The sequence below is a fragment of the Vibrio limimangrovi genome (assembly GCF_054064025.1).
On sequence record NZ_JBSUGF010000014.1, the window covers coordinates 1 to 26,679 of the forward strand.

Annotated in this window: 25 protein-coding genes; 9 read left to right on the forward strand and 16 right to left on the reverse strand. The window is 43.9% G+C overall.

The features are described from left to right. The 5 genes from ACWYU8_RS18335 to ACWYU8_RS18355 form a co-directional block, all read right to left on the reverse strand. Nucleotides 1–1,396: VWA domain-containing protein (locus tag ACWYU8_RS18335; protein ID WP_457521171.1), on the reverse strand; the 1,396-nt coding region annotated here is incomplete at its 3' end. Further along, nucleotides 1,389–2,375, reverse strand: a complete 987-nt coding sequence (locus ACWYU8_RS18340) for a vWA domain-containing protein (protein ID WP_457521214.1) — start codon at nt 2,373–2,375, stop codon at nt 1,389–1,391. The genes ACWYU8_RS18335 and ACWYU8_RS18340, both read right to left, overlap by 8 nt. A 10-nt stretch (nt 2,376–2,385) precedes the next feature. After that, entirely contained in the window at nt 2,386–2,862 is a 477-nt protein-coding gene (locus ACWYU8_RS18345) for a DUF4381 domain-containing protein (RefSeq protein ID WP_457521172.1), read from the reverse strand. Nucleotides 2,863–2,893: 31 nt separating this feature from the next. Further along, nucleotides 2,894–3,820 (reverse strand): DUF58 domain-containing protein, encoded by a 927-nt coding sequence (locus ACWYU8_RS18350; protein WP_457521173.1) that lies wholly within the window; start codon nt 3,818–3,820, stop codon nt 2,894–2,896. A gap of 13 nt (nt 3,821–3,833) precedes the next feature. Next, nucleotides 3,834–4,790 (reverse strand): AAA family ATPase, encoded by a 957-nt coding sequence (locus ACWYU8_RS18355; RefSeq protein WP_457521174.1) that lies wholly within the window; start codon nt 4,788–4,790, stop codon nt 3,834–3,836. 372 nt (nt 4,791–5,162) lie between these two features. Between ACWYU8_RS18355 and ACWYU8_RS18360 the strand changes: the two genes are divergently transcribed. The 7 genes from ACWYU8_RS18360 to ACWYU8_RS18390 all read left to right on the forward strand — a co-directional run bounded on the left by ACWYU8_RS18360 (nt 5,163) and on the right by ACWYU8_RS18390 (nt 12,038). Then, on the forward strand, nt 5,163–5,363 hold the full coding sequence (locus ACWYU8_RS18360) for a restriction endonuclease subunit S (protein WP_444493717.1): 201 nt from the start codon (nt 5,163–5,165) through the stop codon (nt 5,361–5,363). Nucleotides 5,364–5,541: 178 nt separating this feature from the next. After that, nucleotides 5,542–6,210, forward strand: a complete 669-nt coding sequence (locus ACWYU8_RS18365) for a LuxR C-terminal-related transcriptional regulator (RefSeq protein WP_457521175.1) — start codon at nt 5,542–5,544, stop codon at nt 6,208–6,210. A gap of 227 nt (nt 6,211–6,437) precedes the next feature. After that, a complete protein-coding gene (locus tag ACWYU8_RS18370; protein ID WP_457521176.1) occupies nt 6,438–7,094 on the forward strand; it encodes a LuxR C-terminal-related transcriptional regulator in 657 nt (218 codons plus the stop codon). Between the two features lie 201 nt (nt 7,095–7,295). Beyond that, entirely contained in the window at nt 7,296–7,868 is a 573-nt protein-coding gene (locus tag ACWYU8_RS18375) for a calcium-binding protein (protein ID WP_457521177.1), read from the forward strand. Nucleotides 7,869–7,930: 62 nt separating this feature from the next. Beyond that, nucleotides 7,931–9,652 carry a type I secretion system permease/ATPase gene (locus ACWYU8_RS18380; protein ID WP_457521178.1) on the forward strand — a complete coding sequence of 574 codons (1,722 nt, stop codon included), beginning with the start codon at nt 7,931–7,933 and terminating at the stop codon, nt 9,650–9,652. After that, complete coding sequence (locus ACWYU8_RS18385; protein ID WP_457521179.1) at nt 9,624–10,964, forward strand: HlyD family type I secretion periplasmic adaptor subunit; 1,341 nt, start codon at nt 9,624–9,626, stop codon at nt 10,962–10,964. The genes ACWYU8_RS18380 and ACWYU8_RS18385 overlap by 29 nt, the downstream gene beginning before the upstream one ends. Nucleotides 10,965–11,192: 228 nt before the next feature. Beyond that, nucleotides 11,193–12,038, forward strand: a complete 846-nt coding sequence (locus ACWYU8_RS18390) for a mechanosensitive ion channel family protein (protein WP_457521180.1) — start codon at nt 11,193–11,195, stop codon at nt 12,036–12,038. Nucleotides 12,039–12,086: 48 nt separating this feature from the next. Here ACWYU8_RS18390 and fhuB read toward each other — a convergent pair whose 3' ends face one another. From fhuB to ACWYU8_RS18410, 4 genes are read right to left on the reverse strand one after another with little or no spacing between them, the layout of a single operon-like run. Beyond that, entirely contained in the window at nt 12,087–14,054 is a 1,968-nt protein-coding gene (fhuB, locus tag ACWYU8_RS18395; RefSeq protein ID WP_457521181.1) for a Fe(3+)-hydroxamate ABC transporter permease FhuB, read from the reverse strand. Beyond that, on the reverse strand, nt 14,051–14,980 hold the full coding sequence (locus ACWYU8_RS18400; RefSeq protein ID WP_457521182.1) for an iron-siderophore ABC transporter substrate-binding protein: 930 nt from the start codon (nt 14,978–14,980) through the stop codon (nt 14,051–14,053). The genes fhuB and ACWYU8_RS18400 overlap by 4 nt, the downstream gene beginning before the upstream one ends. Beyond that, entirely contained in the window at nt 14,971–15,756 is a 786-nt protein-coding gene (locus tag ACWYU8_RS18405) for an ABC transporter ATP-binding protein (RefSeq protein WP_457521183.1), read from the reverse strand. Before ACWYU8_RS18405 ends, ACWYU8_RS18400 begins: the two co-directional genes overlap by 10 nt. A 55-nt stretch (nt 15,757–15,811) precedes the next feature. After that, the gene (locus ACWYU8_RS18410; RefSeq protein WP_457521184.1) at nt 15,812–17,911 is read right to left on the reverse strand and encodes a TonB-dependent siderophore receptor; all 2,100 of its coding nucleotides are present in this window, start codon (nt 17,909–17,911) and stop codon (nt 15,812–15,814) included. Between the two features lie 145 nt (nt 17,912–18,056). Here ACWYU8_RS18410 and ACWYU8_RS18415 point away from each other — a divergent pair, with 145 nt between their 5' ends. Further along, entirely contained in the window at nt 18,057–19,883 is a 1,827-nt protein-coding gene (locus ACWYU8_RS18415) for an ABC transporter ATP-binding protein (RefSeq protein WP_457521185.1), read from the forward strand. Nucleotides 19,884–19,973: 90 nt separating this feature from the next. Here the strand turns inward: ACWYU8_RS18415 and azu are convergent, their stop codons facing one another. Both azu and ACWYU8_RS18425 read right to left on the reverse strand, forming a co-directional pair. Further along, nucleotides 19,974–20,426 (reverse strand): azurin, encoded by a 453-nt coding sequence (gene azu / locus ACWYU8_RS18420; RefSeq protein ID WP_457521186.1) that lies wholly within the window; start codon nt 20,424–20,426, stop codon nt 19,974–19,976. A gap of 279 nt (nt 20,427–20,705) precedes the next feature. Beyond that, nucleotides 20,706–21,350 (reverse strand): HAD family hydrolase, encoded by a 645-nt coding sequence (locus tag ACWYU8_RS18425; protein WP_457521187.1) that lies wholly within the window; start codon nt 21,348–21,350, stop codon nt 20,706–20,708. Nucleotides 21,351–21,514: 164 nt separating this feature from the next. Here ACWYU8_RS18425 and ACWYU8_RS18430 point away from each other — a divergent pair, with 164 nt between their 5' ends. After that, a complete protein-coding gene (locus tag ACWYU8_RS18430; protein ID WP_457521188.1) occupies nt 21,515–22,390 on the forward strand; it encodes an NAD(P)-dependent oxidoreductase in 876 nt (291 codons plus the stop codon). Nucleotides 22,391–22,739: 349 nt separating this feature from the next. Here the strand turns inward: ACWYU8_RS18430 and ACWYU8_RS18435 are convergent, their stop codons facing one another. The 5 genes from ACWYU8_RS18435 to ACWYU8_RS18455 all read right to left on the reverse strand — a co-directional run bounded on the left by ACWYU8_RS18435 (nt 22,740) and on the right by ACWYU8_RS18455 (nt 26,674). After that, entirely contained in the window at nt 22,740–23,774 is a 1,035-nt protein-coding gene (locus ACWYU8_RS18435) for an NADP-dependent oxidoreductase (protein WP_457521189.1), read from the reverse strand. 148 nt (nt 23,775–23,922) lie between these two features. Further along, the gene (locus ACWYU8_RS18440; RefSeq protein WP_457521190.1) at nt 23,923–24,522 is read right to left on the reverse strand and encodes a TetR/AcrR family transcriptional regulator; all 600 of its coding nucleotides are present in this window, start codon (nt 24,520–24,522) and stop codon (nt 23,923–23,925) included. A gap of 33 nt (nt 24,523–24,555) precedes the next feature. Beyond that, a complete protein-coding gene (yqfB, locus tag ACWYU8_RS18445) occupies nt 24,556–24,882 on the reverse strand; it encodes a N(4)-acetylcytidine aminohydrolase (RefSeq protein ID WP_457521191.1) in 327 nt (108 codons plus the stop codon). A 92-nt stretch (nt 24,883–24,974) separates the two neighbouring features. Beyond that, nucleotides 24,975–25,364: a VanZ family protein gene (locus ACWYU8_RS18450; RefSeq protein WP_457521192.1), complete on the reverse strand. Its 390-nt coding sequence runs from the start codon at nt 25,362–25,364 to the stop codon at nt 24,975–24,977. A 2-nt stretch (nt 25,365–25,366) separates the two neighbouring features. Continuing rightward, entirely contained in the window at nt 25,367–26,674 is a 1,308-nt protein-coding gene (locus tag ACWYU8_RS18455; RefSeq protein ID WP_457521193.1) for an oligosaccharide flippase family protein, read from the reverse strand. Nucleotides 26,675–26,679: the final 5 nt, after the last annotated feature.

Consider the following 26,679-nt stretch of genomic DNA (forward strand, 5'->3'; position numbering starts at 1 on the left):
GCTGCTGCTGCTGTTGCTGCTGTTGCTGTTGCTGCTGTTGCTGTTGCTGCTGTTGCTGCTGTTGCTTCAGTTTCTCCTCCACAACCGAAAGGTTTTTCTTTGCAGCGTCGAAATCAGGCTGTTCTTTAATTAAGGCTTTGTATAAGTCTGCGGCTTCTTCGAGCTGACCATTTTGCGCCAGCGCATTCGCCAGATTATAGCGGCCTTCGGTTGAAGGATTATCCGCAAATGCTTTGATAGCAGACTCGTAATCACCGATCTGATAACTCGCAGCCCCTTTCCAATTTGAGTCAGTAAAAAGGCGTTGTGCTTTTTCAAAGTCCCCCTGCTGATAGAGCTGCGCACCTTGTTGGTTTTCATTTAGGAATGGATTTGCTTCAACTTTAGCTGTCCAAGTCATAGGCGTGAGTCCTGCGATAAATAGCCAAAGTACACCACGTCGAAATAGCAGCGCGGCAGGCAGCAATAACAATGGCAATAGCCAGAACCCGTCGTTCATTCTAGAGCCAGTTTTCACTTCGTCGTTTTGCTTGGCTGCAAGGCTACTCGAATTATTGGTAAAAGCGGCGATGCTTTCAACGTCACGATTGCTATATTGAATCGGGACAAAGAGTCCACCTGTGTTATTGGCTAACTTCTGTAAGTTTTTCAGGTTTGTTTTCGCGACGACCGTTGTGCCTTGACTATTTTTGAGCAGAGAGCCATCTGGCAAGGCGATAGGTGCTCCGTTTGCTGTCCCGATCGCAAGTACAGACACTCGGAAACGTTTATTTTTTAATAACTCCAGTGCGCTATCCAGTTCTGAATCGTCGAGATCATCAGCTAAAAGAATGATGTCGCCTTGATTGGTTCCTGCCTGAGAGAACTGATTTAACGCTAACTGAATTGCAGAAGGCAGATTAGCCCCCTGAAAAGGCATCAACTCCGGGGACAGGTTCTCTATCATTACTGATAATGTGTTTGAGTCTGTCGTGAGCGGACTCAAGCTGTATGCATCACCTGCATAAGCGACAAGACCTGTTGAGCCTTCTTTCCAGTTTGGCAGTAAGTCCAGAGCTTTATAACGCGTTTGCGCGAGTCGATTCGGTTTTATATCCGTAGCGTACATTGAGCGTGACATATCAAGCACCAACATACGATTTTGACTCAATTTAAAGCTCGGGCGTTCATTGGATTGCCAACTTGGTCCTGCCAGTGCAATACAGGCCAAGGACCATGAGATTCCCCAAATGATAAAGTAGTGCTTCGATTGCACTGAATGTCCGAGTATTTTGGCTAAATGCGGTGCAATCAGGGAAGACTTTTTTTCTGCGAACTTGCTATTTAAAATCAGCCCAATAGGTATCACGATAAGTCCAATGAGCCAATATGGATTGAGGAAGATAAACTCAGCCATGTTTTCTCCTTAGGAAGAATAACAATACAGAAAGCAACAGAGCACTGCCCAATGGATATGGGAACCACTCGGATTGAGGTCGCCATGTTTGTGTGTCGATCGAGACGGGTTCTAATTGGTTAATGGTCTCGTAGATACTTTTAAGTTGGTCTGTATCTCTTGCGCGGAAGTATTGACCTCCAGTTAGTTCGGCAATCTTGGTTAAGGTTTGTTCATCAAGATCGGCAGCAGTATCGACTTTACGAGTCATGAAAAAGTCTTTCACCATCATTTCACCCGCACCAACACCAACGGTATAAATGGTGGCGTTATATTTTTTCGCAATTTCTGCTGCTTCAACCGGATCAAGCACGCCTGCCGTGTTGCTACCATCGCTAAGTAAAATCATGACACGCTGAGGTGCATCGCTATCGACAAAAGTTTTGGTTCCTAAGCCAATACCGTCGCCCATTGCCGTTCTTTGGCCTACTAAACCGATAACTGTTTGGTTGATTTGCTGTATGACTGTTTCCCTGTCTGCCGTCAGGGGAGTTTGAAGATAAGCGTGGTCACCGAACAGTACAACACCTAAGCGATCGCCTTTACGTTTCTCAACAAAATCAGACAAGACTTTTTTCACGGCGCTGAGTCGGTCGGTGTACTCACCATCAACGTTCATGTCCTCTTTTTGCATTGAACCCGAAAGGTCTACGACCAACATCAAGTCACGGTATTTGGGTTGAAACTCTACGGGTTCACCAAACCAAACGGGACGTGCACAGGCGATAACAATCAGAATCCAAATACCAATGCACAAGGATTTTTGCAGTAATTGTTTGGGCTTACCGTGGTGTGTGTTGTCAGGCAGATAAGCCAGCTTAATTTCTGCTTGATGGCTTTCTTGTGGCAAAAGCTTGTATATCAGCAGTGGTAAGGGCAACAAAAAGAGTGCCCACCACCAGACAAGCTCAATATTCAACCAATGGTTAATGTCCGTCATGAATGAGGCTTCAGTCACGGGTGTTGGCCTTTTTCTTCGGCGGCAATGCGTGGTTAATCCAGAAAGCACAATCATCAATGAGATCTTGATGCTGCCCTAAAGGGGATTTCTGATACAACGCGGCTTGCCACTGTTGTTGTTTGTCTACAAATCGGGTTTCGTCAGTATGATTATCAAGGAATTCATACCATGCTGATCCAGTCAGCGGTGCGATATCCTCACGAGGGAAGTAGCTCAACGCAGCCTGACGTAAAATCTCCAAAGCGGAAGAAGGCGTATGGGGTGTTACAGAATGCGTTAAAAGCTTTAAAGCGGTTCTTTTGGCAAGCAGGCGCTTGGTACGCCATTTAAAGTAAAGGTATAAGCTCAAAACGATAATACAGATGCCCACTAATACGGCCCACCAACCCCATGCAAGTGGGAACCACTCTGGGGCGTTAGGCAATATCAATGGTTCAAGGTTTAGGTTTTGGGTATTTGTTGTCATTGTTGTTACTGCTTAAGTTAATTATGGCTTGCTAGCTTAATTGTTGAATCAATGGAGAGCCACTGGACAAGCTGTTAAATGGAATCGCCATCGAATGACACAGATGCTTGATGGATTTTTGGTGATTTATAAAGTGCGATTCGAGCTCTTTCCTTTGTCCTTTTGAGCCGAAATTAAACCATTGGCTCCGGTGGCCGTCAGATGCTTTTACTTGTCCTCGGAAGTTTGTGTCTCCTCGTTCTAACGGGTCATAAAATTGAATGGCTCTCACGCTGTTGTGTTGCTTGAGTCGGCGTAATTGCGCTAACTCTTTTTCACCCATTTGCGCAAAATCACTGAGTAAGATCAGCTCACTGCTTTTTGGTGTTAACGTATGAAGTGACTCGAAGACCTCTGAATAAGGCATAGAACGTTCGTCACCTTTTTCATTGCTGGCGAAGTGCGCATTGTGTGTGCTGAGTATGGCATTGAGAATGCGAAGTCCCTGCTTTTGAAGTGAAGAGGGGCGAAATTCCAAACATTGCTGACCATCATCAATGACTGCGCCGATACGGTCTTTTTTCGCCAGGGTGAGCCAAATTAACACACTGGCAAAATGAGCCAGTTGTACGGACTTTAGGACATAACGTGAACCAAAGTGCAGGCTAGAACACAGGTCTATGTACAAAATCACGGCTTGCTCTTTATCTTCGGCAAACAGTTTTGTGTGGGCTTTTCCTGTGCGTGCGGTCACTCGCCAATCGATACTGCGAATATCATCTCCGGCTTGGTATTGGCGAACTTCCATAAAGTCCATACCACGACCTTTCTGGCGGCTGGAATGGTTGCCACTCATTTGTGACCAGATGCTTTGCGCGGGTGGTAGCCAGCGTACCGATTGAGTTCGGTAATGCAGCAGTTCTTCGAGTGTTAATGTCACCCCATTTGCATGAGGTGGTAATGATTCTATTACAGACATATCACTTACCTGTTTATGCACTGCCTACAAGATTAAGTAGCTTGTCGATGACTTGATTCGCGGTAATGCCTTCAGCTTGAGCGTGATAACTCAATAGCAGTCGGTGACGCAACACTGGGTAAGCCATCGTCTGCACGTCTTCCGGTGAAACAAAATCACGCCCATTTAGCCAGGCATGAGCTCGGGCGCAACGATCTAGGGCAATCGTAGCGCGAGGACTGACGCCCATTGCTAACCATTTATCGAGTTCACTGTCATAGTTGTTCGCTTGTCGAGTTGCCATCACGAGTCGTACGATGTACTGCTCAATGGTTTCGGCCATATGGATATCGAGTACTTCATTTCGTGCTGTAAAAATATCTTGTTGGCTGATGCTCGGACGCTCGAGTGCTGCTTCGCCTTTTGCTTCACCTCGATTGATGCGCAAAATTGCTAATTCATGCTCGGCATCAGGGTAATTCACTTCTAAGTGCAGCAAGAAGCGGTCGAGTTGCGCTTCTGGAAGCGGGTAAGTACCTTCCTGCTCAATGGGGTTCTGAGTCGCCATTACTAGGAATAAATCCGGCAGCGGATAGGTATGTCGTCCTGCAGTCACCTGTTTCTCTGCCATGGCTTCAAGCATGGCAGCCTGAACTTTGGCTGGTGCCCGGTTTATCTCATCTGCGAGAATGAGTGAGTTGAAAATAGGACCTGACTGAAACGTGAATTGGCCTGTTTCTGGTCGGTAAATGTCGGTACCCGTTAAATCGGCTGGTAACAAATCGGGAGTGAACTGAATGCGGTGGAAGTCACCTTCAACACAGTCTGACAAAGATTTAACGGCACGGGTTTTTGCTAATCCAGGAGGACCTTCGACCAAAATATGTCCGTCGGCAAGAAGGGCGATCAACAATTGCTTGACCAGATCCTGCTGGCCAATGATCTGAGACTCTAGGTATCGTTGAAGAGTTTCGAAGTTAGATTTATGCATGTTGTGGACTCTCGATATCCATTTGATTTTAATTTTAGTTATCAGTATTGGTCATTCGGCATCAGGAAAAAGTTCCAGTGCGAGATTGAAAACTATCTTTTCAATATTGGGGTACTATAAAGATTGCAAGCCAGCTAGATCAAGGAATGGCTTAGAATGACAACGTATTGTAGGTGTTTCGTCTAATAATGGGCAACGACTCGGCGTATTGCGGATGTGACAAGAGCGGTTGGAATTCTGGTCGTAGTGAAGAGACAGTCTGACTATTCCGTCATTTCAGCCTTGTCGTTTAGATGCTTGGTAGCGTCAGCCGCCAGACTTGGATAGAATAGACAAAGTTAACCGTTCAATGACTAAATTTAGGTAAGTATTATGAATGACTTCGAACAAGAGCTAGAGCAAATTTCTCAAGAAGTTGCTCAGGAAGAAGAAGTAAAATTGCCTTCGCTGGAAGAGCAAAAGGCGATCGTAGCTGAGCTGAAGAAACTAGAAGCGGAAGGTAAACTGACACCAGAGGTTCTAGAGCAGCATTTTGGTCAGTTTAATCAGAAGAACGCAGTGCCAATCCATTGATAAGAAGGGAGTATTTACTCCCTTTTTTAGTTTATTAATATCGCCATTTGAATAAAAAACCATAGAAGTATCAATCTATTAATCACTAGTATTAGTTGTTTTCATACTTGACAATATTAGCGCTCTATCCAAATCTATTACACAGATTCAATCTAAATGACTAAGGAATGCAAGCGGGATGGAGCATCATAATATAAGGAATATCATTTTAATTACTGAGGGCAGTTTGCAGTCGTCTTTACTGAAAGATGTTTTAGAAACGAAACTCGGTATAAACGTTATTTTGATAACTCCAGAAAACCTTGCCAACTGGTCCGTCAAGGATCAACATATCTCTGCGATTATTTTAGACTTCAGCATTGTTACCGAAGATACACATGCTCGTTATATGGACTTCAAGGCATCTGAAGCCAAAGGAATTCGGGAAATCCTGATAAACTGTGATAAGTCTATTTCTACCGATGACCTTTTTATCTGGCATACTTTAGCGGGTGTTTTTTATACGTCAGATGATATCCAGACCTTGCAAACAGGTATCGATAAGATCCTGAGAGGGGATATGTGGTTCAGCCGAAAATTTTCTCAGCAGTACATTACACACTTACGCCAGAACAGCAGGCCCCTTAACAAGAATGTCCCAACGATTTTGACCAAAAGAGAGCGTCAGATAATCACTTTCCTTTCGATGGGGGCATCGAATCAACAAATTGCCGAGCAGTTATTTGTCAGTGAGAACACTGTAAAAACACACTTGCATAATATTTTTAAGAAGATTGACGTTAAAAATAGAGTTCAGGCCCTTATCTGGGCGAAAGAAAATATTTCGGAATATTCGATGTCTGTCTAAATTTACAGAAATATCATCATACTAATTTAGACTTGACTTATATTAGGCGAATCTTAAGTACTGGAAAAAGTGTTTCTTTTATGAGAAACGCTTTTTTTGTTTCCATTTTTAATTATTTTTGAATTTTAAACTAACCGAAATAACTTTACTCTATCCCTCATAATACTTAGAAGGATTAGATAGCTAATGATTTACTACTAATTCATGGATATTAAATCAATGAAAGTATGAGACACATTATGGAACAGCAAACGGAAAAGCCGGAAGTCCTAATGATCACCCAGCAAAGCTTACAGAGTGAAAACTTCAAAGTAATGCTTGCTAAAAATACTGAGACCAAGATAACGATCTTAGATTCTAAAAATCCTAGTTATCATGAACGTATTCCAGAACGTTATTTTCTATTGGTTGATTTTTCTGTTGATATGAATTCTGAAACTTTAGTTTATGTAAAAAATAGTAATAAAGTATTAGGAACGGTCATGTTCAATTTGAGCTACGACCTCGATATTGAAGAATTAGCCTCTTGGCCTAATGTTAAGGGAATTTTTGGTCCCAAAGATTCCATGGACAGGGTATGCCAAGGATTGAGTTCAATTATCCATGGCGACAACTGGCTTCCTCGCAGGCTTCTGGAAGAATTGGTGTGTTATTATAAAGGAAAAGAAATGGATCCTATTGTCGAGCCAGCGGTAGAAGTAGAGCTGACGAGACGAGAGATCCAGGTATTGAAAATGTTAAAAGATGGCGGATCTAATATGGAGATTGCAGATTCATTATTTATTAGCGAGCACACAATTAAATCACATTTATATAACATTTTTAGAAAATTAGAAGTAAAGAATAGAACCCAAGCAACGAGTTGGGCGAAAAGGAATTTGTAGTATTAGAGATAGTAGTAACATAAAAAAATAAAGTACTACGTTTTGTAAGTCATTAAATTAGTATTAGCTTTAAAATTCATTCCTTATTCAAACTCGTGCACCTTCATTTGCCTACTAGACTTCTCATGTCTGCAAATATTCCAAATCAGACAGAAATAAAGGGTCTAATCAATTATTGAGCCTAGGCAAAGGGAGTGAAAAATGAGCATTTATATAGGTACACCAGAAGTAGATGAAATCTCTGACTTCGAGGGTGGCGATGATCTATTTATTGGATTCGGCGGCGATGACGTTTTTGTTGGCGGTGCTGGTAACGACTTATTGATTGGTGGTGCTGGCAATGACCGCTTAATCGGTGGTGCTGGAAACGATATTCTAAGAGGTGGCACCGGTGATGACTATCTGGGCGGCGGCTTTGGCGATGATATATTGCTAGGGCTTCTTGGTAACAATACGCTAAATGGTAGTGTCGGAGACGATATATTGGTTGCTGGTTCCGGTGACAACTTTATGGTTGGCGGAGTTGGTAGTGACATATTTGTGTTTACTGATAAATTTGGTGGTCACGGCGAAGCAAAAATTGCTGACTTTACCATCGGCGAGGATACCATTCGTATTAACAGTTCCACAGTAACTGATTTTGCTGACTTAAGTTTTAGCTACGATGCGGCTGGTAATGCAGTGTTTACTGACGGTGCTGACTTAACCGTAAAACTTATTGGTATTACAGAGACAGATATCGACACCTACGGCGCTGATTTATTTGTTATTTAGGATGTTAAGCAGAGTACTAGGTACGCTAGTGCTCTGTATTTTCGATATAAACGGAAAATATCGTGCATAAAACGGTTTTCAAACTAGTCCGACATAAACTATTTGCGCTGATGAGTTTGCTAATTGGCTTTAGTCTTTTTATCAATTTGCTCATTCTTTCTATTCCGTTGTACATGATGCAAGTGTACAACCGAGTTCTCTCTTCCTACTCAATAGATACATTAGTTGTGCTTACTGTGATTGTAGTGGCTGCTCTGTTTACTATGTCAGTTGTTGATATTGCTCGTGCCCAGATGAGCAAGTCGTTTGGCTATTGGATGGATACGACACTCTCTGCGTTTATGCTCAAACGCAGTATTCAATATCAATCACATACTGGTAAAAGTTTCACTTCTCAAGTGCTTAGAGACATTCAAAACATCAAAGGATTTTTAAGTAGTCAAGCACCTTACCCATTACTGGACGCACCCTGGACGCCATTGTTTATATTTTTCGTCTATCTGCTTCACCCTCTATTGGGGCATATCGCATTGTTTGGCTCTATTGTTCTTTTTGGGTTGGGTATACTCAATGAGTTTATGGCTAAAAAGACAATTCGAGAAAGTGAGGTTAAAGCGCTCACCCAAATAAATGATGCTGAACTTGCTACTCAAAACTCCAACTCCATCCTTGCAATGGGAATGATGAATGCGTTTCTGGAAAGGTGGCAATCACGTTCTGGCCAAGTTAATTTACTTGAAGAAAAGGTGGCAGGGAAAACCATTTATATCACCAATTTGTCTAAATTTGTTCGCAGTACACTGCAGGTCTTATTACTTGGAGGCGGAGCATGGTTAGTTATTCAACATGAAATCACCGCTGGTGCCATGATCGCCAGTTCCATTCTTATGAGCAGGGCGTTATCCCCTATGGAACAAGCAATCGGTACATGGCGAGGCGCTATGTCAGCTAGGCATTCATATCAACGCTTAATGGAGATTGATGAAATTGTGCGACCAGAAGAGTCTGATATGCCGTTACCTAAACCTCAGGGTCAATATGAACTAACAGGGCTCACTTATCGACATTTTGGCTCAACAGAACCCGTACTTTCGTCAATTTCTTTATCTATTCCGGCTGGATCTTCGATTGGACTTATCGGCCCTTCGGGTACAGGCAAATCAACATTAGCGCGGTTGCTACTCGGAAATATTAAACCTTCTGCGGGAAAAGTGACGCTGGATGGTATGGAGGTTTCGACCTGGGCCCCTGAGGATCGTGGTGCTCACTTTGGTTATCTTGCGCAAGAAGTGGAACTTTTCCCCGGTACGATTAGAGAGAATATCGCCCGGTTTAAAGAAGAGAATCCAGAAAAAGTGATTCGGGCAGCACAGTTGGCTGGGTGCCATGAGTTGATCCTCAAAAAGAATAAAGGCTATGACTTTAAGATTGGAGAACATGGTAGGGGTCTCTCTGGAGGAGAGCGTCAGAGAATCGCTCTAGCGCGCGCGGTATATGGTGATCCATCAGTAGCGGTGTTCGATGAGGCAAACGCCAATCTGGACGGAGAAGGTGAGGCCGCGTTTCAACGTCTGATTAAACATTTAAAAGAACAAGGTTCAACCACTATTGTGATAGCGCACAACGCGAGCACACTAAGGCAGATGGATCGGTTACTTTATTTGGCAGATGGACGTGCCCAACTATATGGCGCACGCGATGAAGTACTGAAGCGTTTAATGGGTAAAGATAAGACAGACATACCGAGGGTGACCAATGAGCAATCAACTGCCAGCAGTCAATGAGCTTTCCACCGAGAGTGTGTATCGCTATTGCCCGGAACCCAAGCTAAGTTACAGAAAACCTATTTTGCTTGCCTTGGTGGCTACTTTTCTTTTTATAGGTGGCTTAGGTTATTGGGCGGTGACCGCAAAGTTAGAAAGTGCTGCGATAGCATACGGTGATTTATCCGTTCTGTCTAAACGACAAGAAATCCAGCATCTGGAAGGTGGGATTATTGACAAGCTTTATGTGCAGGAAGGGGATTTGGTAGAGAAAGGCCAGCTACTGATTCAACTCTCTATGCGTCAACCCATGGCTAAATTGGATGCGCTAAGTGGGCAGTTCATCCATACACTCGCCAAAGAAAATCGCCTGAGTTCAGAGTTAGACGATCTGCCGACGATCATTTGGTCAGACGCCTTTGATAGCATCACTCGAACGGAAGTTGTGCGCGAAGCACAGTTGGTGCAAAACAATATATTTGAGGCCAGAAAACGCTTCTTTGATAGCAAGCTCAGTATTATTGAACAGAGTATATCCGGAGCGAACCTAGAGCTAGAAAACTTAAAGCAAACTAAACTCATTGAAAGAGAAAGACTTAATTTTATTGAAGAAGAAATCGATAGTAACCAAGCATTGGTTCAAAAAGGTTTTTCAGGTAAATCAACCTTACTACAACTCAAGCGTCTTGCTGCTGAAGTCCGGAGCGATCTTAGTCAGTTAGATAGGCAATCGTTGACGGTCAGTAAACGGCTTGATGAGAGTCAGGCCCAGATAGAAGAGTTGAGACTTGAAAGACTCAATGAAATTGTTGAACAGTTAAGAGACACCCAAACTGAAATGGTGGCTGTTCGTGAGGAATACCATTCTGCCCAGGATATTGTGGCAAGGACTTCAATTAAAGCGCCTATATCTGGTCGTGTCGTTAATATGCAGGTCTTTACGGAAAAGGGCGTGATTGGTTCGGGGCAAACGTTATTAGAACTGGTTCCACAAGATGACAAGTTATTGGTGGAAGCCAAAGTGAATCCTCAAGATATTGATTTAGTGAGTGTTGGTCAACAAGCTCGAATTCGACTTACTGCTTTTAACGCACGTAGCCTGGCTCCATTGGATGGTACAGTGCTCACCATTTCAGCAGATAAGCTCTCTGATGAAAATCAAGAGGATTTCTATTTGGCCAGAATTGCTATTTCTGACGAAGATACGACAAGATATCGCCTCACTTCAGGAATGAATGCTGAAGTGCTGATTTTGTCAGAGCCCCGAACCCCGCTGAGTTATTTGCTAAAACCACTGACAGAAAGTATGAACCGCGCGTTTAGAGAAGAGTAACCGTCAAGGGGAGGGGTATGCCTTCCCCATTAACTTCTAATTTACTTCAAACTAACACCATTCAAATATTTACCGTGAATCAAACTTATTGATCTCATTTGGGTAAAAATTTCTTTAATTTAAAGTGCGTTAGCACGGACAACCAACCAGATAATTTGCTATGGTTGCTTCCTCCACGGGTATGTACCTAATCAAAAAATAATAATCTAATCAAAAGGGAGCTGGGTAATGGAGAAAGTACTGTTGGTTGTCGATTTTCTGCTCACCCATAAAATGTTATTTACCACGCTAATTCTTATCGCAGTGTGGTTCATTCGTCGTTCTATTCTCGCCATGATTCGTGGTGAGCATACGTTACTTACAGAAAAACAGCGCAGTTGGATGTCGAGGACCAAAAATGGCACCTTTATCATCACGCTGCTGATTCTTTTTGTGCTTTGGCAATCTGAAATTAGCGAATTCGCGTTAAGTGTGACAGCGATTGCTGTTGCCATCGTAGTGGCTTCAAAAGAAATTATTCTTTGTTTTACGGGTTCTATCCAAAGAGCGAGTTCACGTTCTTTCCGAGTTGGTGACTGGATTGAAGTGGGTAAGTTATGTGGTGAAGTGATTGAACACAACATGATGGCTACTGTGATTCAAGAAATCGATCTTCACCATGGTCAATACCATTACACGGGTAAAACCGCTACTTTGCCAAATAGCATGTTTTTTACTTTTCCGGTAAAAAACCTTAATTTTATGAAGCGATATGTCTACCATAATTTTTCGGTAGTGGTCCGTGAGTTTGTCAACTTATATCCTTTACTTACGCCGCTGACAGAGAAAATTGAGGAGCATTGTCGTTACTTCAGTGATGTAGCACATCGCTACAATGCTATGATTGAAAAACATGCGGGTGTTGACCTTCCTGGAGCGGAACCACACATTCATATTTCTAGTAATGCGACGGGCGAGCAGATAGTTCACGTGATGATTTTCTGCCCAACGGACAAAGCCAATCATTTGGAACATCTGATTCGCCAAGACTTTATGGAGCTCTATGAGCAACGTTTTCCGCCAGAGATCAAATAACCCATATATAAAATAAAACCCGCTTTGTTGAGAGCGGGTTTTGTTGATCTAGCTAAACTTACTTTTGAGCATCAGGAATAGGAAGTAAGTACTACCTAAAATTGCGACTAAGGTACCCGCTGCAACTTGACTTGGATAAATGGCAATCTGTCCAAGCCAGTCAGCCCAAAGCATAAGTGTCGCACCGATTAAACTGCCAACCAAAAGTTGTTGTTTTACTTTTCTCGCGCCCAGCATGATTGCCATGTGAGGAGCTACTAAGCCCACAAATGCAATTGGCCCTACCGTTGCGGTAGAAAAGGCACACAACAAGGCAACGATAGTCAGCATCACACTGTTGGCCGTTGAAGGGTTTAAACCTCGGGCGTTGGAAAATGCGCGACCAATCGAAATTAAGGTCAGCCATCGCGAAATAGCTAGCACGCCGATAACCAGCACGCATACAGAAATCATTAGCATAATTGCTGTTTGGGAAGTCACTCTATAAATTGACCCTGTTAACCACAAAAGGATCTTGTAGCTGTCACCTGATCCCTGAGCTAGGGCAAATTGAACTAGTGCTTGTAGAAGTGCAGATAGTGCAATACCGGACAAGACAAAGTTAGAAGGATTGAACTGGCTTCGTTTACCGATAAATAGCAGAAGCATTAATACCGCCAAGCTACCCAAAAAAGCCACGCCCCAGCTAAAAGAAGAAAGAAGCGATCCTGACAACACTCCTGTGATAATGATGGCGAATGTAGCGCCGGAAGAGACACCAAGAATATCTGGGCTGGCTAGAGGGTTATAAACGATACGTTGCAAAATGATCCCTGCAACAGCAAGTGCGATGCCGACTGATATCGCTGTCATCATACGTGGCCAACGTAGCTGCCACTGAAATTCACCTGGCAGCGCTATTTGGATTCCATTCGATCCGTGTGTAATCAGTGAATAGACAAGTATGCCAGCTATGCTCAGCGCGATAATGCTCCAGATTGTCAGTTTTGATAGCTGAATCTTCCCCTGACTCATAGAAAGGTTGAGCTGATCGGTCACTGTTAGTTTTTTACGAGTAAACCATATCAACGCAGGAGCGCCAATGACTGCGGCGGCCACACCACTAGGGATTGTCTCTTTAAACCACAGGCTCAATGTGATGGCGAGCGAGTCTGTTACAAGTAGTAATACAGAACCAAGTAGCAAGCTGCTTATCAATTCCTCGCGAGGTGTTCTCGCGCCCATAGCTCGAGCGATGTTGGGTGTTAATAAACCAATAAAGCTGATGATACCCACCGCGGTGATCGAAGCCGAGACCAGCCAAATTCCCATGACCATTAGTGCACCAAATGCTGGAAGCACCGCTAAACCTCTGGCAGCTGCGCCTTCTTGTCCGAGTTTAAGAAGCGTGAGTATACGCGGGGCAATCAGAATAATAATGAGCGCAATTGCTGAGCGTGGTAATAGCCATTCAAACCAGTCCCAACTGTATTGCGAGAGGTCACCGGCACCCCACATGAAGATATTTTGCGCGTATTGTGTATTAAGAATGATAATGGCGGTTGCGATTGAACCAAGCAGAATGTTGATGACCATCCCCGATACGACGAGAGGCAATCCTGTCATATTTCGAATGCCGGCAATCGATACGATCAGTCCAAACGCGATAAGTGAGCCTGCCATTGCTGCCAGAGCCGAGTAATCCGCCACCCAATCCACAAACCAGATATTCACTACGACAAGCGCAAGCCAGGCACCAGATGAAGTGCCTAATGTGAGTGGTGAGGTTAAATGGTTCTGGGTTAATTGCTGCATCAAACTGCCTGTTAAACCGAGCATAGCTCCGACCAGTAGCGTAATGCACAACCGCGGCAACTGAGATTGCATGAAGAATACGTCACGAAATTCGCTGGCAGGCTGTTGTTGTGTTAACAAATTCCACTGCTCAATGGCTGTTAAACTTGTATCAAGTTGCAGGCTCAAAATGCTGAGCAATAAAATCAGTGCAAGGTAACCTATGTATTGTTTCATTCTCATTGTTCTTGTGCCAACTCAATCAAACTGTCGGTTATCGCTTCGGCCATATATTGCAGAGACATAGCACCACCATATGCCCAAACGGCTTTTACGGAATTGACGTGTTGTTTTTTAACAAATGGCATCGCTTGCCAAAGAGGAGAGTCTTTCAATTTCTTTTCTTGGGGGAAAGGCTGCACATAGAGGATGTAGCTATCTTTGAGATCCTGAAGACGGTTAATTCGATCTTGTTTTATTCCCCAGGCACGCGCTGATTCTTTTATCGGGCTGCTTAAGCCCAGTTGTTCAACAACATAGTCAGTAGTCGAGTTTTCTGTGGAAAGAAATACAGAATTAGGAGTAGAAAAACGCATCACTAGTACTTCTAGTGGCTGTGGGTAATATTGGTGGATGCGCGAACGCAGCTGTTCAAACGAGTGAAATAAAGCTGTCAACTTATCTTCTGCAAGGCTCTGTTTTTCAAGTAGTTTTCCTAGTGTGCGAAAATGTCGAATAGCGGTGTCTGCCGCTTCTTCTTGTTCCGAAAAGTTTGGTAGATAGATCACGGGCGCAATTTGCTTAAGCAGCGGGATTAAATCCTGCTGCGGAGAGGCTGCGAGAATCACATCCGGTTTCAAACTGGCAATTTTCTCTAAGTTAGGCTCTGCTCGTGTGCCAATGTCTTCAATCGACTCTGGAGCATAAGGGTTAACAACCCATTGACGGTATCCCGGTAAATTTGGTGCTGCTATGGGTTCTACATCTAGCGCAAGCACCTGTTCGAGAATATCCCAGTTTAAGACAACCACCCGTTGAGGCGCTTGCTCAAATGTGTGGGTGCCGTAGTCGTCGGTAATAGTTATCCTAGCCTGAGCCTGGACTAGTAAAGATCCAATCAGGATTGCGCTTATACCGAGATTTTTTAGTACACTCCTGACTAAGCGCATACAACCGCAACCTTACGACTGGCAAGCGTATCAGCCGGAGCAGGGTGGTCGATCAAGGTAATTGGCGACTCATAAAGTGCGGACAAACGTTGTTCGTCGAGAAGCATTTCGGCATTGCCTTCAAAAGCGATGTGACCTTTTTTGAGAGCCACGATATGAGTTGCATATCGTAAGGCCAGATTCAGGTCGTGAAGGATTACGATGATGCCAACGTTCTCGGTTTCATTGAGTTCCGCGAGTAACGCCATGAGCTGAAACTGATGGTGAACATCAAGTGCTGAAGTCGGTTCATCAAGGATCAGTATTGGTGACTGTTGAGCGAGTAACATGGATACCCAAGCTCTTTGACGTTCACCGCCAGATAAGTCATCAGCCAGAGACTGAGCGAATGAAGTCACGCCGGTACACTGCATAGCCTGCGCAATAATCTGCTTATCTTCTGAGTTCCAACGTCCGAGTGCTCCACGCCAGGGAAAACGGCCTAGGCGTACCAGTTCTTCAACCGTTAAACCTGCTGAAGAGGGCAATTTCTGCGGCAGATAGGCGACTTGTTTTGCCAGTTCTTTGGTTTTTAGGGATGAGAGGGATTGGCCGTTGAGTTCAACACTGCCTTTGTCTGGTGCCATTTGACCTGAGAGCAAATTGACTAATGTCGATTTCCCGGAACCATTGTGACCGAGTACGACAGTAAGCGCATTGGTTGGAATGTTGAGTTGTTCGATTGCGAGGATTTGACGTCCACCTCGAACAATCTGAATATTAGATAGTTGAAACATGGATAGGTCTCAAGATGATACTCCCCTCAAAAAGAGAGGGGAGTTGGAAGAACAATTACCAGCGGTAGTTAGCGTTTAGCATCACAGAGCGAGACTGACCGAAGTAACAGTAGTAATCGCAGCCAGAGATAAACTCTTTGTCTAAGATGTTGTTCACATTTAGCTGTGCCTGCCATTGTGATGTGATGTCATATGTTACGGATGCATCCCATAGCGTTACGGATGGTACTGTCAGATCTGAACTCGCCGGGTTGTCTTTAGATTCACCCACGTAACGAACACCTGTTCCAACGTTCAGGCCTGGGATTAAGCTATATGCGCTATAATCCAACCATGCCGATGCCTGGTGTTTTGGAATAAGGCCTGCTTGTTGAGTTCCCTTGCCGTAAGTCTCGTCAGTTTCCGCTTTAGTGTAGGTGTAACTTGCCATCAGTTTAAGGTCTTCGGTTAACTGAGCAGTACCTTCAACTTCGACACCAGTTGATGTCACTTCACCAGTCTGAGTTGCCACCCAAGTTGATGGGTTAGTTACCAGTGCATTTTTCTGCGTGATATCGAACCATGCTATGTTAACGAAGCCATCCATAAAGCTTGGTTCATATTTCACACCCACTTCAACTTGCTCACCCTCAAGTGGTTTGTAGAGCTTACCGGTTGCTGTGTCGATGGTGCTGATCACTTCAAATGATTGAGAGTAGTTGGCGTATGGAGAAAGCCCGTTGTCTGCAAGGTACATTAGGCCAGCGCTCAGAGACAGTTCGCTATCATCGCGAGACTCACTCTGATCGACGCTTGCACCTTTACCACTGTTTTCTGTTTTCACCCAATCGTAACGGGCGCCAACATTACCAATCCATTGTTCGTGGAATTTGAGTTGGTATTGTGAGTACACACTGGCCTGATACTTGTCGATCTCACGCTTGATGTTGTCCGCGGAGTCCAGTGGTGTGTAGTTTCCGTAGCTTGGATTAAATGGGTTTACGGTACCGAATGAATAGTTGTCTTGTTCGTCACCTTTCGTGTTGTGATATTGCAGATCAACACCGACCAACACCGTGTGCTCGGCATTGTCCGTCATCCAGTTACCAACCGCATTGTTGTCGAAGGTGAAACTTTGGTTTTTGCCGTCACGGAATACAATTCCACGATAGTAAAGCGAGTCGTCGTTTAAATCCCAGCCTGGAGATGGCATGCTGTATACGCTACGTAGGAAGAGCTCGTTAGAACCGTAGTTTGCGTTCTGCGAGAATGTCCAAGTGTCGTTTATATCATGTTCAAGCAAGTAACCAAGTGAGATTTGAGTACGTTCATACTTGTCGTAATCTGGCTCACCTAAGTTAGTTGATGGATCGATCTTGCCGTATTCCGCGTCGACTAGTGTACCTGTAGCTGGGAAGAATGGGTTAGTTGGCACACCATCATCCTTTAGATAGGTCGCCATCAGGGTCAACATGGTACGATCTGAAACATCGATTTCCAGGCTCGGAGCGATGTAGAAACGTTCATTTTCTGTATCGTCCAATTCACCATCCTGACTGGTCATCAAGCCAACCAAGCGGTAACGCATCGTACCTGAATCATTAGCTTCGTCAGCAATGTCAAAGCCTATTGACTGATGATTGTTGTTGCCGACTTCAACCTTTACTTCACCTTGTGGTGTGAACGTTGGCTTTTTCTGAACGGCGTTTACTACGCCACCTGGTGCCGATTCACCGAATAGTATAGCTGATGGGCCTTTTACGACTTCAACGCTTTCCAAACCGTATGGTTCAACGAGCCAGGTGTAGTAGCCGTCACGGAACAAACGGTTGCCGTTCAAATAAGTTGCGGCATCGAAGCCACGTACTTTAAACCAATCTGTGTCGTTATCAGCGCCATAAGGTTGAGATGTGACACCTGATGTATAGCGTAACGCTTCATCTAGCTTTTGTGGTGCACGAACGCGCAGTTCATCTTCAGAGATAATAGAAACGCTGCGTGGTGTTTCTTTGGCTGGTGTTTCGACTTTAAGTGCTTGTGCTGTGACTGTGATGGTTTCCATCTCAGTTAAATCATCTTGTTGTGCGTGTGCCATAAACGATACCACTGCAGCTGGCGCGATAGCACAAACCAACGCTTTACGAACAGCGATGGCGAGATAGTTATGATTTGTCATTAATACATTCCCGACAATTATTTCAAACAAAAAACTTAATTGTAATTATTATCATTTAATCTATTGTTTGCGTATTTTACTGACTTTTGCTTCAAAAGATAGTAAAACGTCTGCAAATTTGATCGATGTAACTGAAGTAGTTGTTATGTTTAATTGGTTTGAAAAACTTACCCAACCTTTTCCTCTGAATGAGACCGAAAAGCCACCCAAGACATTGTTTGGCTTTTGTCGTTTTTATACTCGTGGATTTGAAGTGCCGCTTATTATCATGGCGGTGTTTAGTGCGCTGATTGCGATCACTGAAGTCACCCTGTTGCGCTACATGGGTGAGCTAGTCGATATATTGTCTAACCAGGATCGTGCCACTTTCTGGCAAGATCAGGGCGATCAGATGTTGATGATGCTCTTCCTGGTGGTCGTCGTTATGCCAGCATTAGGTTTTGTGCATTCGATGGTGATGCATCAAACGCTGTTGGGTAACTACCCAATGTCGATTCGCTGGCTTATTCACCGTTACTTACTGAAACAAGCGGTTGGATTTTTCCAGCGCGATTTTGCTGGACGTGTTGCAACCAAAGTCATGCAAAGTGCGTTGGCGGTTCGAGAAACCGTAATGAAGCTTCTGGATGTTTTAGTCTACATCAGCGTCTATTTTCTTTCGATGATATGGATGATGGGTGAGGCTGACGGCTTATTAATGTTGCCTATCGTTATTTGGTTGGCTCTGTATGTGTTAATTCAGCTCTACTTTATTCCAAAAATGAAGCGAGTTGCGACGGATCAGGCAGATGCACGCTCAGTCATGACCGGACGTATTGTTGATTCGTACACTAACATCTCAACAGTGAAGTTGTTTGCCCATTCTCAGCGCGAATTGGAATACGCAGAAAGCAGCATGAAGCAGTTTTTGGTTACTGTTTACCGCCAAATGCGAATGGTGACTTGCTTGCTGTTCAGTGTCGATGCAATCAACTATCTGTTGTTACTGTCTATTGGCGTGATTTCCGTTTATCTGTGGCTGGATGCGGCGGTTACGATTGGCGCGATTGCCATCGGGATCAGTATTGCTTTGCGTGTGCAAGGGATGTCGAAATGGATCATGTGGGAAGTGAGTGCTCTATTTGAGAATATTGGTACCGTTGTGGATGGTATCAGCACCATTTCTAACGATGTTGAAGTGAAAGATGTACCGAATGCAAAACCATTGCAAATTCAGCAAGGTGAAATCTGTTTCGATAAGGTGGGCTTTAACTACAGCGAAGAAAAAGCCGTATTCGAGAACCTAAATCTGGCGATTAAACCGGGTGAGAAAGTTGGTATTGTTGGTCGATCTGGTGCAGGTAAGTCAACGCTGGTTAACTTATTGCTGCGTTTCTACGATGTGAATTCAGGTAAAATCAGCATCGACGGACAGGACATTTCTCAGGTAGAACAAGAGTCATTGCGTCAACATATCGGCATGATCACTCAGGACACGTCATTGCTGCATCGCTCTATCAAAGAAAACATCTTATATGGCGATCCAGATGCCTCAATGGAAGATGTGATTGCAGCAGCTGAGAAAGCACATGCGCACGACTTTATTCAAACGCTCAAAGACGAGCAAGGCAATGTCGGTTACGACGTAGAAGTGGGAGAGCGCGGTGTCAAACTGTCTGGTGGTCAACGCCAACGTGTTGCTATCGCCCGTGTTCTGCTTAAAAATGCGCCTATTTTGATAATGGATGAAGCGACGTCAGCATTGGATTCTGAAGTTGAATCAGCAATTCAGGAAAACCTCGAAGTGTTGATGGAAGGAAAAACCGTTATTGCAATAGCACACCGTCTTTCTACTATCGCAGCGATGGACCGTTTGATTGTGATGGACGATGGTCAGGTTATTGAGCAAGGATCTCATCAGGAGTTGCTGAAACTAGACGGGATTTATGCCGGATTGTGGAAACATCAGACAGGCGGTTTCCTTACCGAGTAATCATGAACTAAGTGACTGAACATTCAAAGTAAAAGGGAAGCTATTATTGCATCCCTTTTACTTATTCAACTGAAGTAACGCTCTTCTTGTTTATTTGAATTCGAACTTACCTTGCATGATAGCCCAATGACCTGGGAACGAGCAGAAGAATGAGTAGTCACCGCCCGCGGTCATTTTCTCGGTGCTAAAGGTGATCGTGGTACTTTCGCCACCACCAACCACATCGGTGTGCGCATACACTCGGTCATCTTCTGGTTTTACGTAGTTGTTTTCTGCTCCGGCAGACATACCATCGGTTCCGATTGCCTGAATGTTTGCAGTATCAGCGATCACGACGTTATGACCCATAGACTGTGCTGGCATTTTCCCAGTGTGGTTAAGAGTCAACGTTACTTCGCTACATGTAGCTGGAACACTCAACGTTTTTTCTGAAAATTGCATCATATCGTTGGCATCGATTGAAACCTCACACTCAGTACTGGCTTGTGCACCGAAGCTCATTCCGATAAGGGCGAAGGTTGCTGCTAATAAACGTAACTTCATTTAACACTCTCCATTTTATATTTTTGGCTGACTGGTTTCTTATGAACCAATAGTTCCTATTATCAACGGGTTACTCCTGAGAAACTGTGCTGTGAGCAGTACGTTGACACTTTGTTGCAAATTTATACTCGTTTATCTCTTTGAATGATCACATGCCTTGTGCGTTACTAACGTACAGAACAAGAGACAGATAAAAAATAGCAGGCAAATTGGAATTAGGCTAAAAATGAAAAAGCTCAACCACGAGGCTGAGCTTATTTAAATGACTGAGTGTTAACGCTATCTTTTTAATTCTTTCAATACATCGTGCAGTGAAGGGACGATTGAGTGACCAAACTGACGGACTTCGTCACATGGCTCAACCAAATCCGGAATTTGATATGTCGACATTTGAGCGGCTACGGCGGCTTTTACACCGTTATTTGAATCTTCAAACGCTAAGCATTTTGTTGGATCAACATTTAAACGGTTGGCCGCGAGCAGGTAGATTTCTGGGTCAGGTTTGCCATTGCTTACCTCACAGCCAGTCGTGACGTTATCGAAATATTTACTCAACCCTGCCAATTCGAGCTTAATCTTGGCGACATCTTTCGCTGTTGATGTGGCTACAGCGGTAGGTACGTTTTGCCCTTTCATCCACTCCAATAGCTCGACAACCCCGTCTTTTATCGGAATAGCCTGATGCTTTACTACCGCGTTGTAGCGAGTACGCCATTCTTGATGTAAGCGATCCAGATCATTTCCATAAGCTTTACGGAAAATAGCTTCGATACCCACCGCATTGCGTCCAATGATGGACAGATAAACCTCTTTATAAAACGGAAGTTCTTGCACGTCACAGGCTTCTTGGAATACACGCATACAGACTCGTTCGGTGTCCAGCAGTAAACCGTCCATGTCGAAAATAGCAGCTTGGTAATTCATTACTTTACAGGGTTGTTGAGTGAGAGGGACATTGTGACATAGCCCGCATTTTATTTCTCGTGAATTTAACCAGGCAGGATACAGAATAAATCACGAGTAATGAGTAGGAATCTTTAGTAGCATGTTACAAAACGTCACAATTCAGTTGATTAGGGGAGCAGGCAATGGAAAAACTACGTGTAGCATTTATTGGTTTGGGTGTAATGGGCTACCCAATGGCAGGCTATTTAAGTAAAGCGGGCTATGAAACGAAAGTATACAACCGCACAAAGGCGAAGGCGGATAAATGGGCCGCAGAATATAACGGTGTTGCCTGTGAAACTCCCGCTGAAGCGGCTGAAGGATGCGATATTGTTTTCACCTGTGTAGGCAATGATGATGATGTCCGCAGTGTTGTGTATGGAGAAGAAGGACTTCTTGTTGGTCTGAAAGCAGGTGCGGTTCTGGTTGATCACACTACGACTTCTGCAGATTTGGCTGTTGAACTGGCAGACGCTTGTACCAAGGTCGGAAATCACTTTATTGACGCCCCTGTTTCCGGCGGTCAGGCGGGCGCGGAAAATGGTGTCTTGACGATCATGTGTGGCGGTGATTCGAGTGTATTTGAACAGGTTGCGCCTGTGATGGATGTATACGCGAAACAGATTACGTTACTGGGAGAGAACGGGCAGGGTCAGCGTTGTAAAATGGTCAATCAGATTTGTATTGCCGGTGTTTTACAAGGTCTGAGTGAGGCGTTATTACTGGCCAAAAAGTCAGGTTTAGATATTGAACAAGTCGTCGAAACGCTGAAGCATGGTGCCGCTGGGTCATGGCAAATGGAAAATCGTGCCACGACCATGGCGCAAGATAAGTTTGATTTCGGCTTTGCAATTGACTGGATGCGCAAAGACCTTGGTTTCTGCCTGGATGAGGCAAAGCGTGTCGGACTAGAGCTTCCTTTGACTAAAATGGTTGACGAGCAATACGCAGACCTGCAACGTGATGGTTTGGGGCGTATGGATACCTCTGTATTGATTAAAGCAGTGGCTAAAAATTAGTAGTAGATAAATAATTCTCTAGTATCAAAGAGTTTAAAAAAGTCGAAGCTACTCATATTGATTTCCTTCTAAATTAAGAGGTACGTAATGTGCCTCTTTTTATTTGTCTTAATCTCAGAACCTGTAGGGAAGATTATGACGGAATTAATTCGGTGAAAAGCTGATTGTACTTATTGAATTGATAGTCGGTGACTATGCTCCAGAACTCGATGAAATCAGACAAGTACTACTTAAAATTTGTTGATTTCTCATCCTCTTAAGTACTTCAATTCTATGGAAGGAAATATAAAGCCCTCTGGTATTTTGTTCTACCAAAGGGCTTATCCGATTTAAGGAATGTCTCTTTGCGTTATAGAGGATCGTTTACCTGTACAACAAGTTTGCCGAAATTTTTGCCTTCTAACAGACCCATAAACGCTTCTGGTGCGTTCTCCAATCCCTGAACGAGTTGTTCACGGTATTGGATCTTTCCTTCCGCTAACCATTGGTTCATGTCTTGCGCGAATTCATCGTAACGGTGTCCATAGTCATCAAAAATGATGAACCCCTGAACTTTCATTCTCTTTGTCAGAATGTTTCCCATTAGTAGTGGTAAGTGGTCAGTACCCTGTGGAAGCCCAGTCGCATTGTATTGAGAAATCAAACCACACACAGGAATACGGGCGTTTGTATTTAGCAGCGGAAGTACTGCGTCAAATACCTTGCCACCTACGTTTTCGAAGTAAACATCGATGCCATTGCCACACGCATTTTGTAACTGTTGTGCGAAATCATCCGCTTTATGATCAATACACTCATCGAAGCCAAGCACTTCTTTTGCGTAGCGACACTTCTCTTCACCACCTGCAATACCAACAACGCGGCAGCCTTTAATCTTACCAATTTGACCCACCGTTGAACCTACAGGTCCAGTAGCTGACGCAACGACGATGGTCTCTCCTGTTTTTGGCTGACCGATATCAAGTAAGCCCATATAAGCCGTAAAACCAGGCATGCCAGCAACACCCAGTGCATAGGATGGGTTTTGTGGTGCTTTACCCAGTTTAATGACCATTTCGCCGGCTGAAATCGCGTAATCTTGCCAGCCAACGGTGTAAGCGAGTACCCATTCGCCTGCTTCGTAATCTGGGTGGTTTGATACTTCTACCTGACACACGGTGCCTGCAACCATTACGTCGTCAATCGCTACTGGCTCTGCGTAAGATTTAGCGTCGCTCATACGACCACGCATGTAGGGATCTAGTGATAAGTAAACGGTTCTTAACAACATTTCACCGTCTTGTGGGACTGGTTTTGCTACTTCTTCGAGCCTAAAGTTTTCAGCTGTTGGTGCACCGTATGGACGTGATGCAAGTACGATTCTACGGTTGAATGCGTTTGTCATGTTATTTCTCACCTTAAATTAGACCGGTCGTCTAGTTTTTTGTTTAAAAATATCCCGCTATCTGGGCGGGAAGGATTTTTGTGTCACAAATGAAGTGATTCTTAATCGGACACTTGTAGCGTAACTATCTTGCGGTTTTCACTTTCACTTAAGATAAAGTTCGTGTGTTTTGCAGGATATGTTGAGTATAGGTCAGGCTCTCTGTTAGTGCTGCCTGATCTTGATACAGTTTGTTAAGTAAACTTGCGCCATTCCAAAGATAGTAGAGTTGCCTTGCTAATAAAGCGCTATTACCATCTGCAATAGAACCATCTTGGATTCCAATCTCAATGCATTCCGCGATGGCTTGAATGGTTTTATCGGCTCCACGACGCAGTGCAATACGCATCGGCTCGGAAAGATCAGAGACTTCAGCACTAAGTTTCACTAACAGACATTTGTTCGCATTACACACATTTTGATCTACTTTCACTAACTCTTCAAAGTAGCTCATTAGACGTTGATAGCCATTCAGATCTTTATTCGCAAAGCGTTTATTCAATCCATCAAAATACTTATGAAAGTAATCCTGGATCAAGGCTTCACCAAACTGCTCTTTAGATTTGAAGTAATGATAAAACGAGCCTTTCGGCACCGCGGCCGTTTTTAGGAGCTCTGAAAGTCCAACACTGGTAAACCCTCGGGTTACGATAAGTTCGTACCCGACGTCGAGAATATGTTGGCGTGTGTCGTTAGTTTTTGCGTTCATGTAGCGTACTTTATTTTAAATTAGACCAGTCGTCTAGTTGTTTTTGATCAGTTCATATTCGATAACAAAAAGGGTTTCAGTGTCTGGATAAATTTCGCGGATTAGTTGCTTTAATTTCGGCAGTTCAATGGCTTCTTGTTCCGCATGAAACTCATTGATGTTATCGAAACTCAGAGGTTCTACAGACAAGATCTTGATATTGCAGACTTTACGATTCGTTTCTAAGGTAAATACTTCTACTTCGGTATTGGGTACGTAATGACTTTCTGATTCATCGCGAATCGTGATGGTCTTTTTACCCGATGTAATCAACGGAGTCAGAAATTCAAAGAAAGTGATCGTTGTTGGATGGGATGACATGGTGAACTCGTTTCTCAAGGTTATTGGGCTAGATTATAACTCCAAATAACCCTGAAATGTTTGGTTCACTAGAGGGATGGTTATTTAAAGAACTAATGCTGACGAACTACCTTAAGTATTTTGGCCGCAAAGTAGCCAAGCAGCATACCAGTCCAATTGGTATTTAAGTCATTGAAGCTAAATGTGCGATTGGCTATAAACAACTGACTAAATTCATCAGCTGAAATGACTAGCAGTAAGCAGATCAGTAATCGAATCCCAAAAGCGTCGGTTTGGTTGGGTTGAGCAGCTTTAGGAAACGTAAAAACGGCAAAAAAGCCAATCATCAAACTGAAGGTAAAATGAAGCGTTGTCGAGCCGCCGACATAGTTCTCCATCGATACATAGGCGGTATGGTTTATTTCGGAACTCTTCCATATAGAGAGACTGACAGTCAGAAGTGAAACGAGAACAAAACTAATGCGTGCAATCTTAGATGACATAGTTAGCCTACCGGAAAGAAACCTAAATAACGTTTAACGAAGTAAAGAGCGGCAAGATTTTGAATCGCCATACCGGTTGCCATCGCCCAGGCTGCACCTATGACGCCATGGCTTTGACACAGCATTATCAACAGCAAAATGGAAATCGTTCCAGAACAGATAGTGATGTATTTCATGGTTCGTTCATGGCCGCTCATTAGCAACAAGTATCCTACAGAACCCGTTGCCACATTAATCAATTGGCCGAGAGAGAGCGCAACCAAAAGCGGCGCAGCGGAAACATACTCTTCGCCAAAAAGCGCCATCACAAATGTAGGAAATAGCATGCAGATTAATACTGGAATTAGGGCCGCAGCGATATTCAGTCGGCAAGCCATTCTGCTTAAGTTGCGCAGTTTATTCATCTCACCTTCTTTGTAAAGAGAGGCAAACATCGGAGCAACGATGAAATTAATCGTAATGAGAACAAAACCAATCAGTAGCGACGTTCGCTGAGCCGCGCCTAATAGGCCCATCTCGGAAGCCGAAATGAAAAAACCTGCAATCACTAAACTTCCCCACTGAAGGATGTTGTTGAATATACTCCCTATCCAGACTTGCCTCGCAGAAGCGACCAGATTTAAGTTAGGTGCGGTAGAAGGCTTGGTATATTGACCTGAACGACGCCAGTTGATGGTTGATGATGTGGCGACAATGCTGGTTGCCAGTAATAGGGCAGCCATCAAATAGTTGATGCTTTGCTTGCCTAAAGTATCTACCGCAAAAATAAAAATCACCATCAGCAAACTTACACCTAATTGGAGTGCAAACAGGGACGATACGACTTTTTTACTCGCTTGTAAGACTCGGCTATTTGTCTGTGCGAGAACCAGAAAAGGGACACAGAATAGTGCGAGCGTGATTGCCATGAGCGGAGAGTTAGTCTGATTCACTTGGTCGGGAAAGAGATAAAATCCGGCAAATAGCACTACGCTCGCTAAGCAGCAAAATGTTAGGCTACGCGAGAGTGCAGTTCGGTAATTATCACTTTGTTGCTGAGTATCGGCATTATTAAACGCGATCGCGTTGTATCTCACTAACGTCACGTCAAAACCCATTTGTGAAATAATGGCGGTAAGTGAAACCAGATTAAAGAGAAAGAAAAACTGTCCTGCTACAGATGCATCCGTAGTGCGAGAAACGGACATAGTGAGTAGAAAGACAAACAGGGCACCCAGTACTTTGGTTATTGCGGCTTTTAAGCCTAGAGAGATCAGGCTGTTTTGTCCTTGAGATTTGGACTGCAATTTTTGTTGAATGGCTTGAAACATGTATT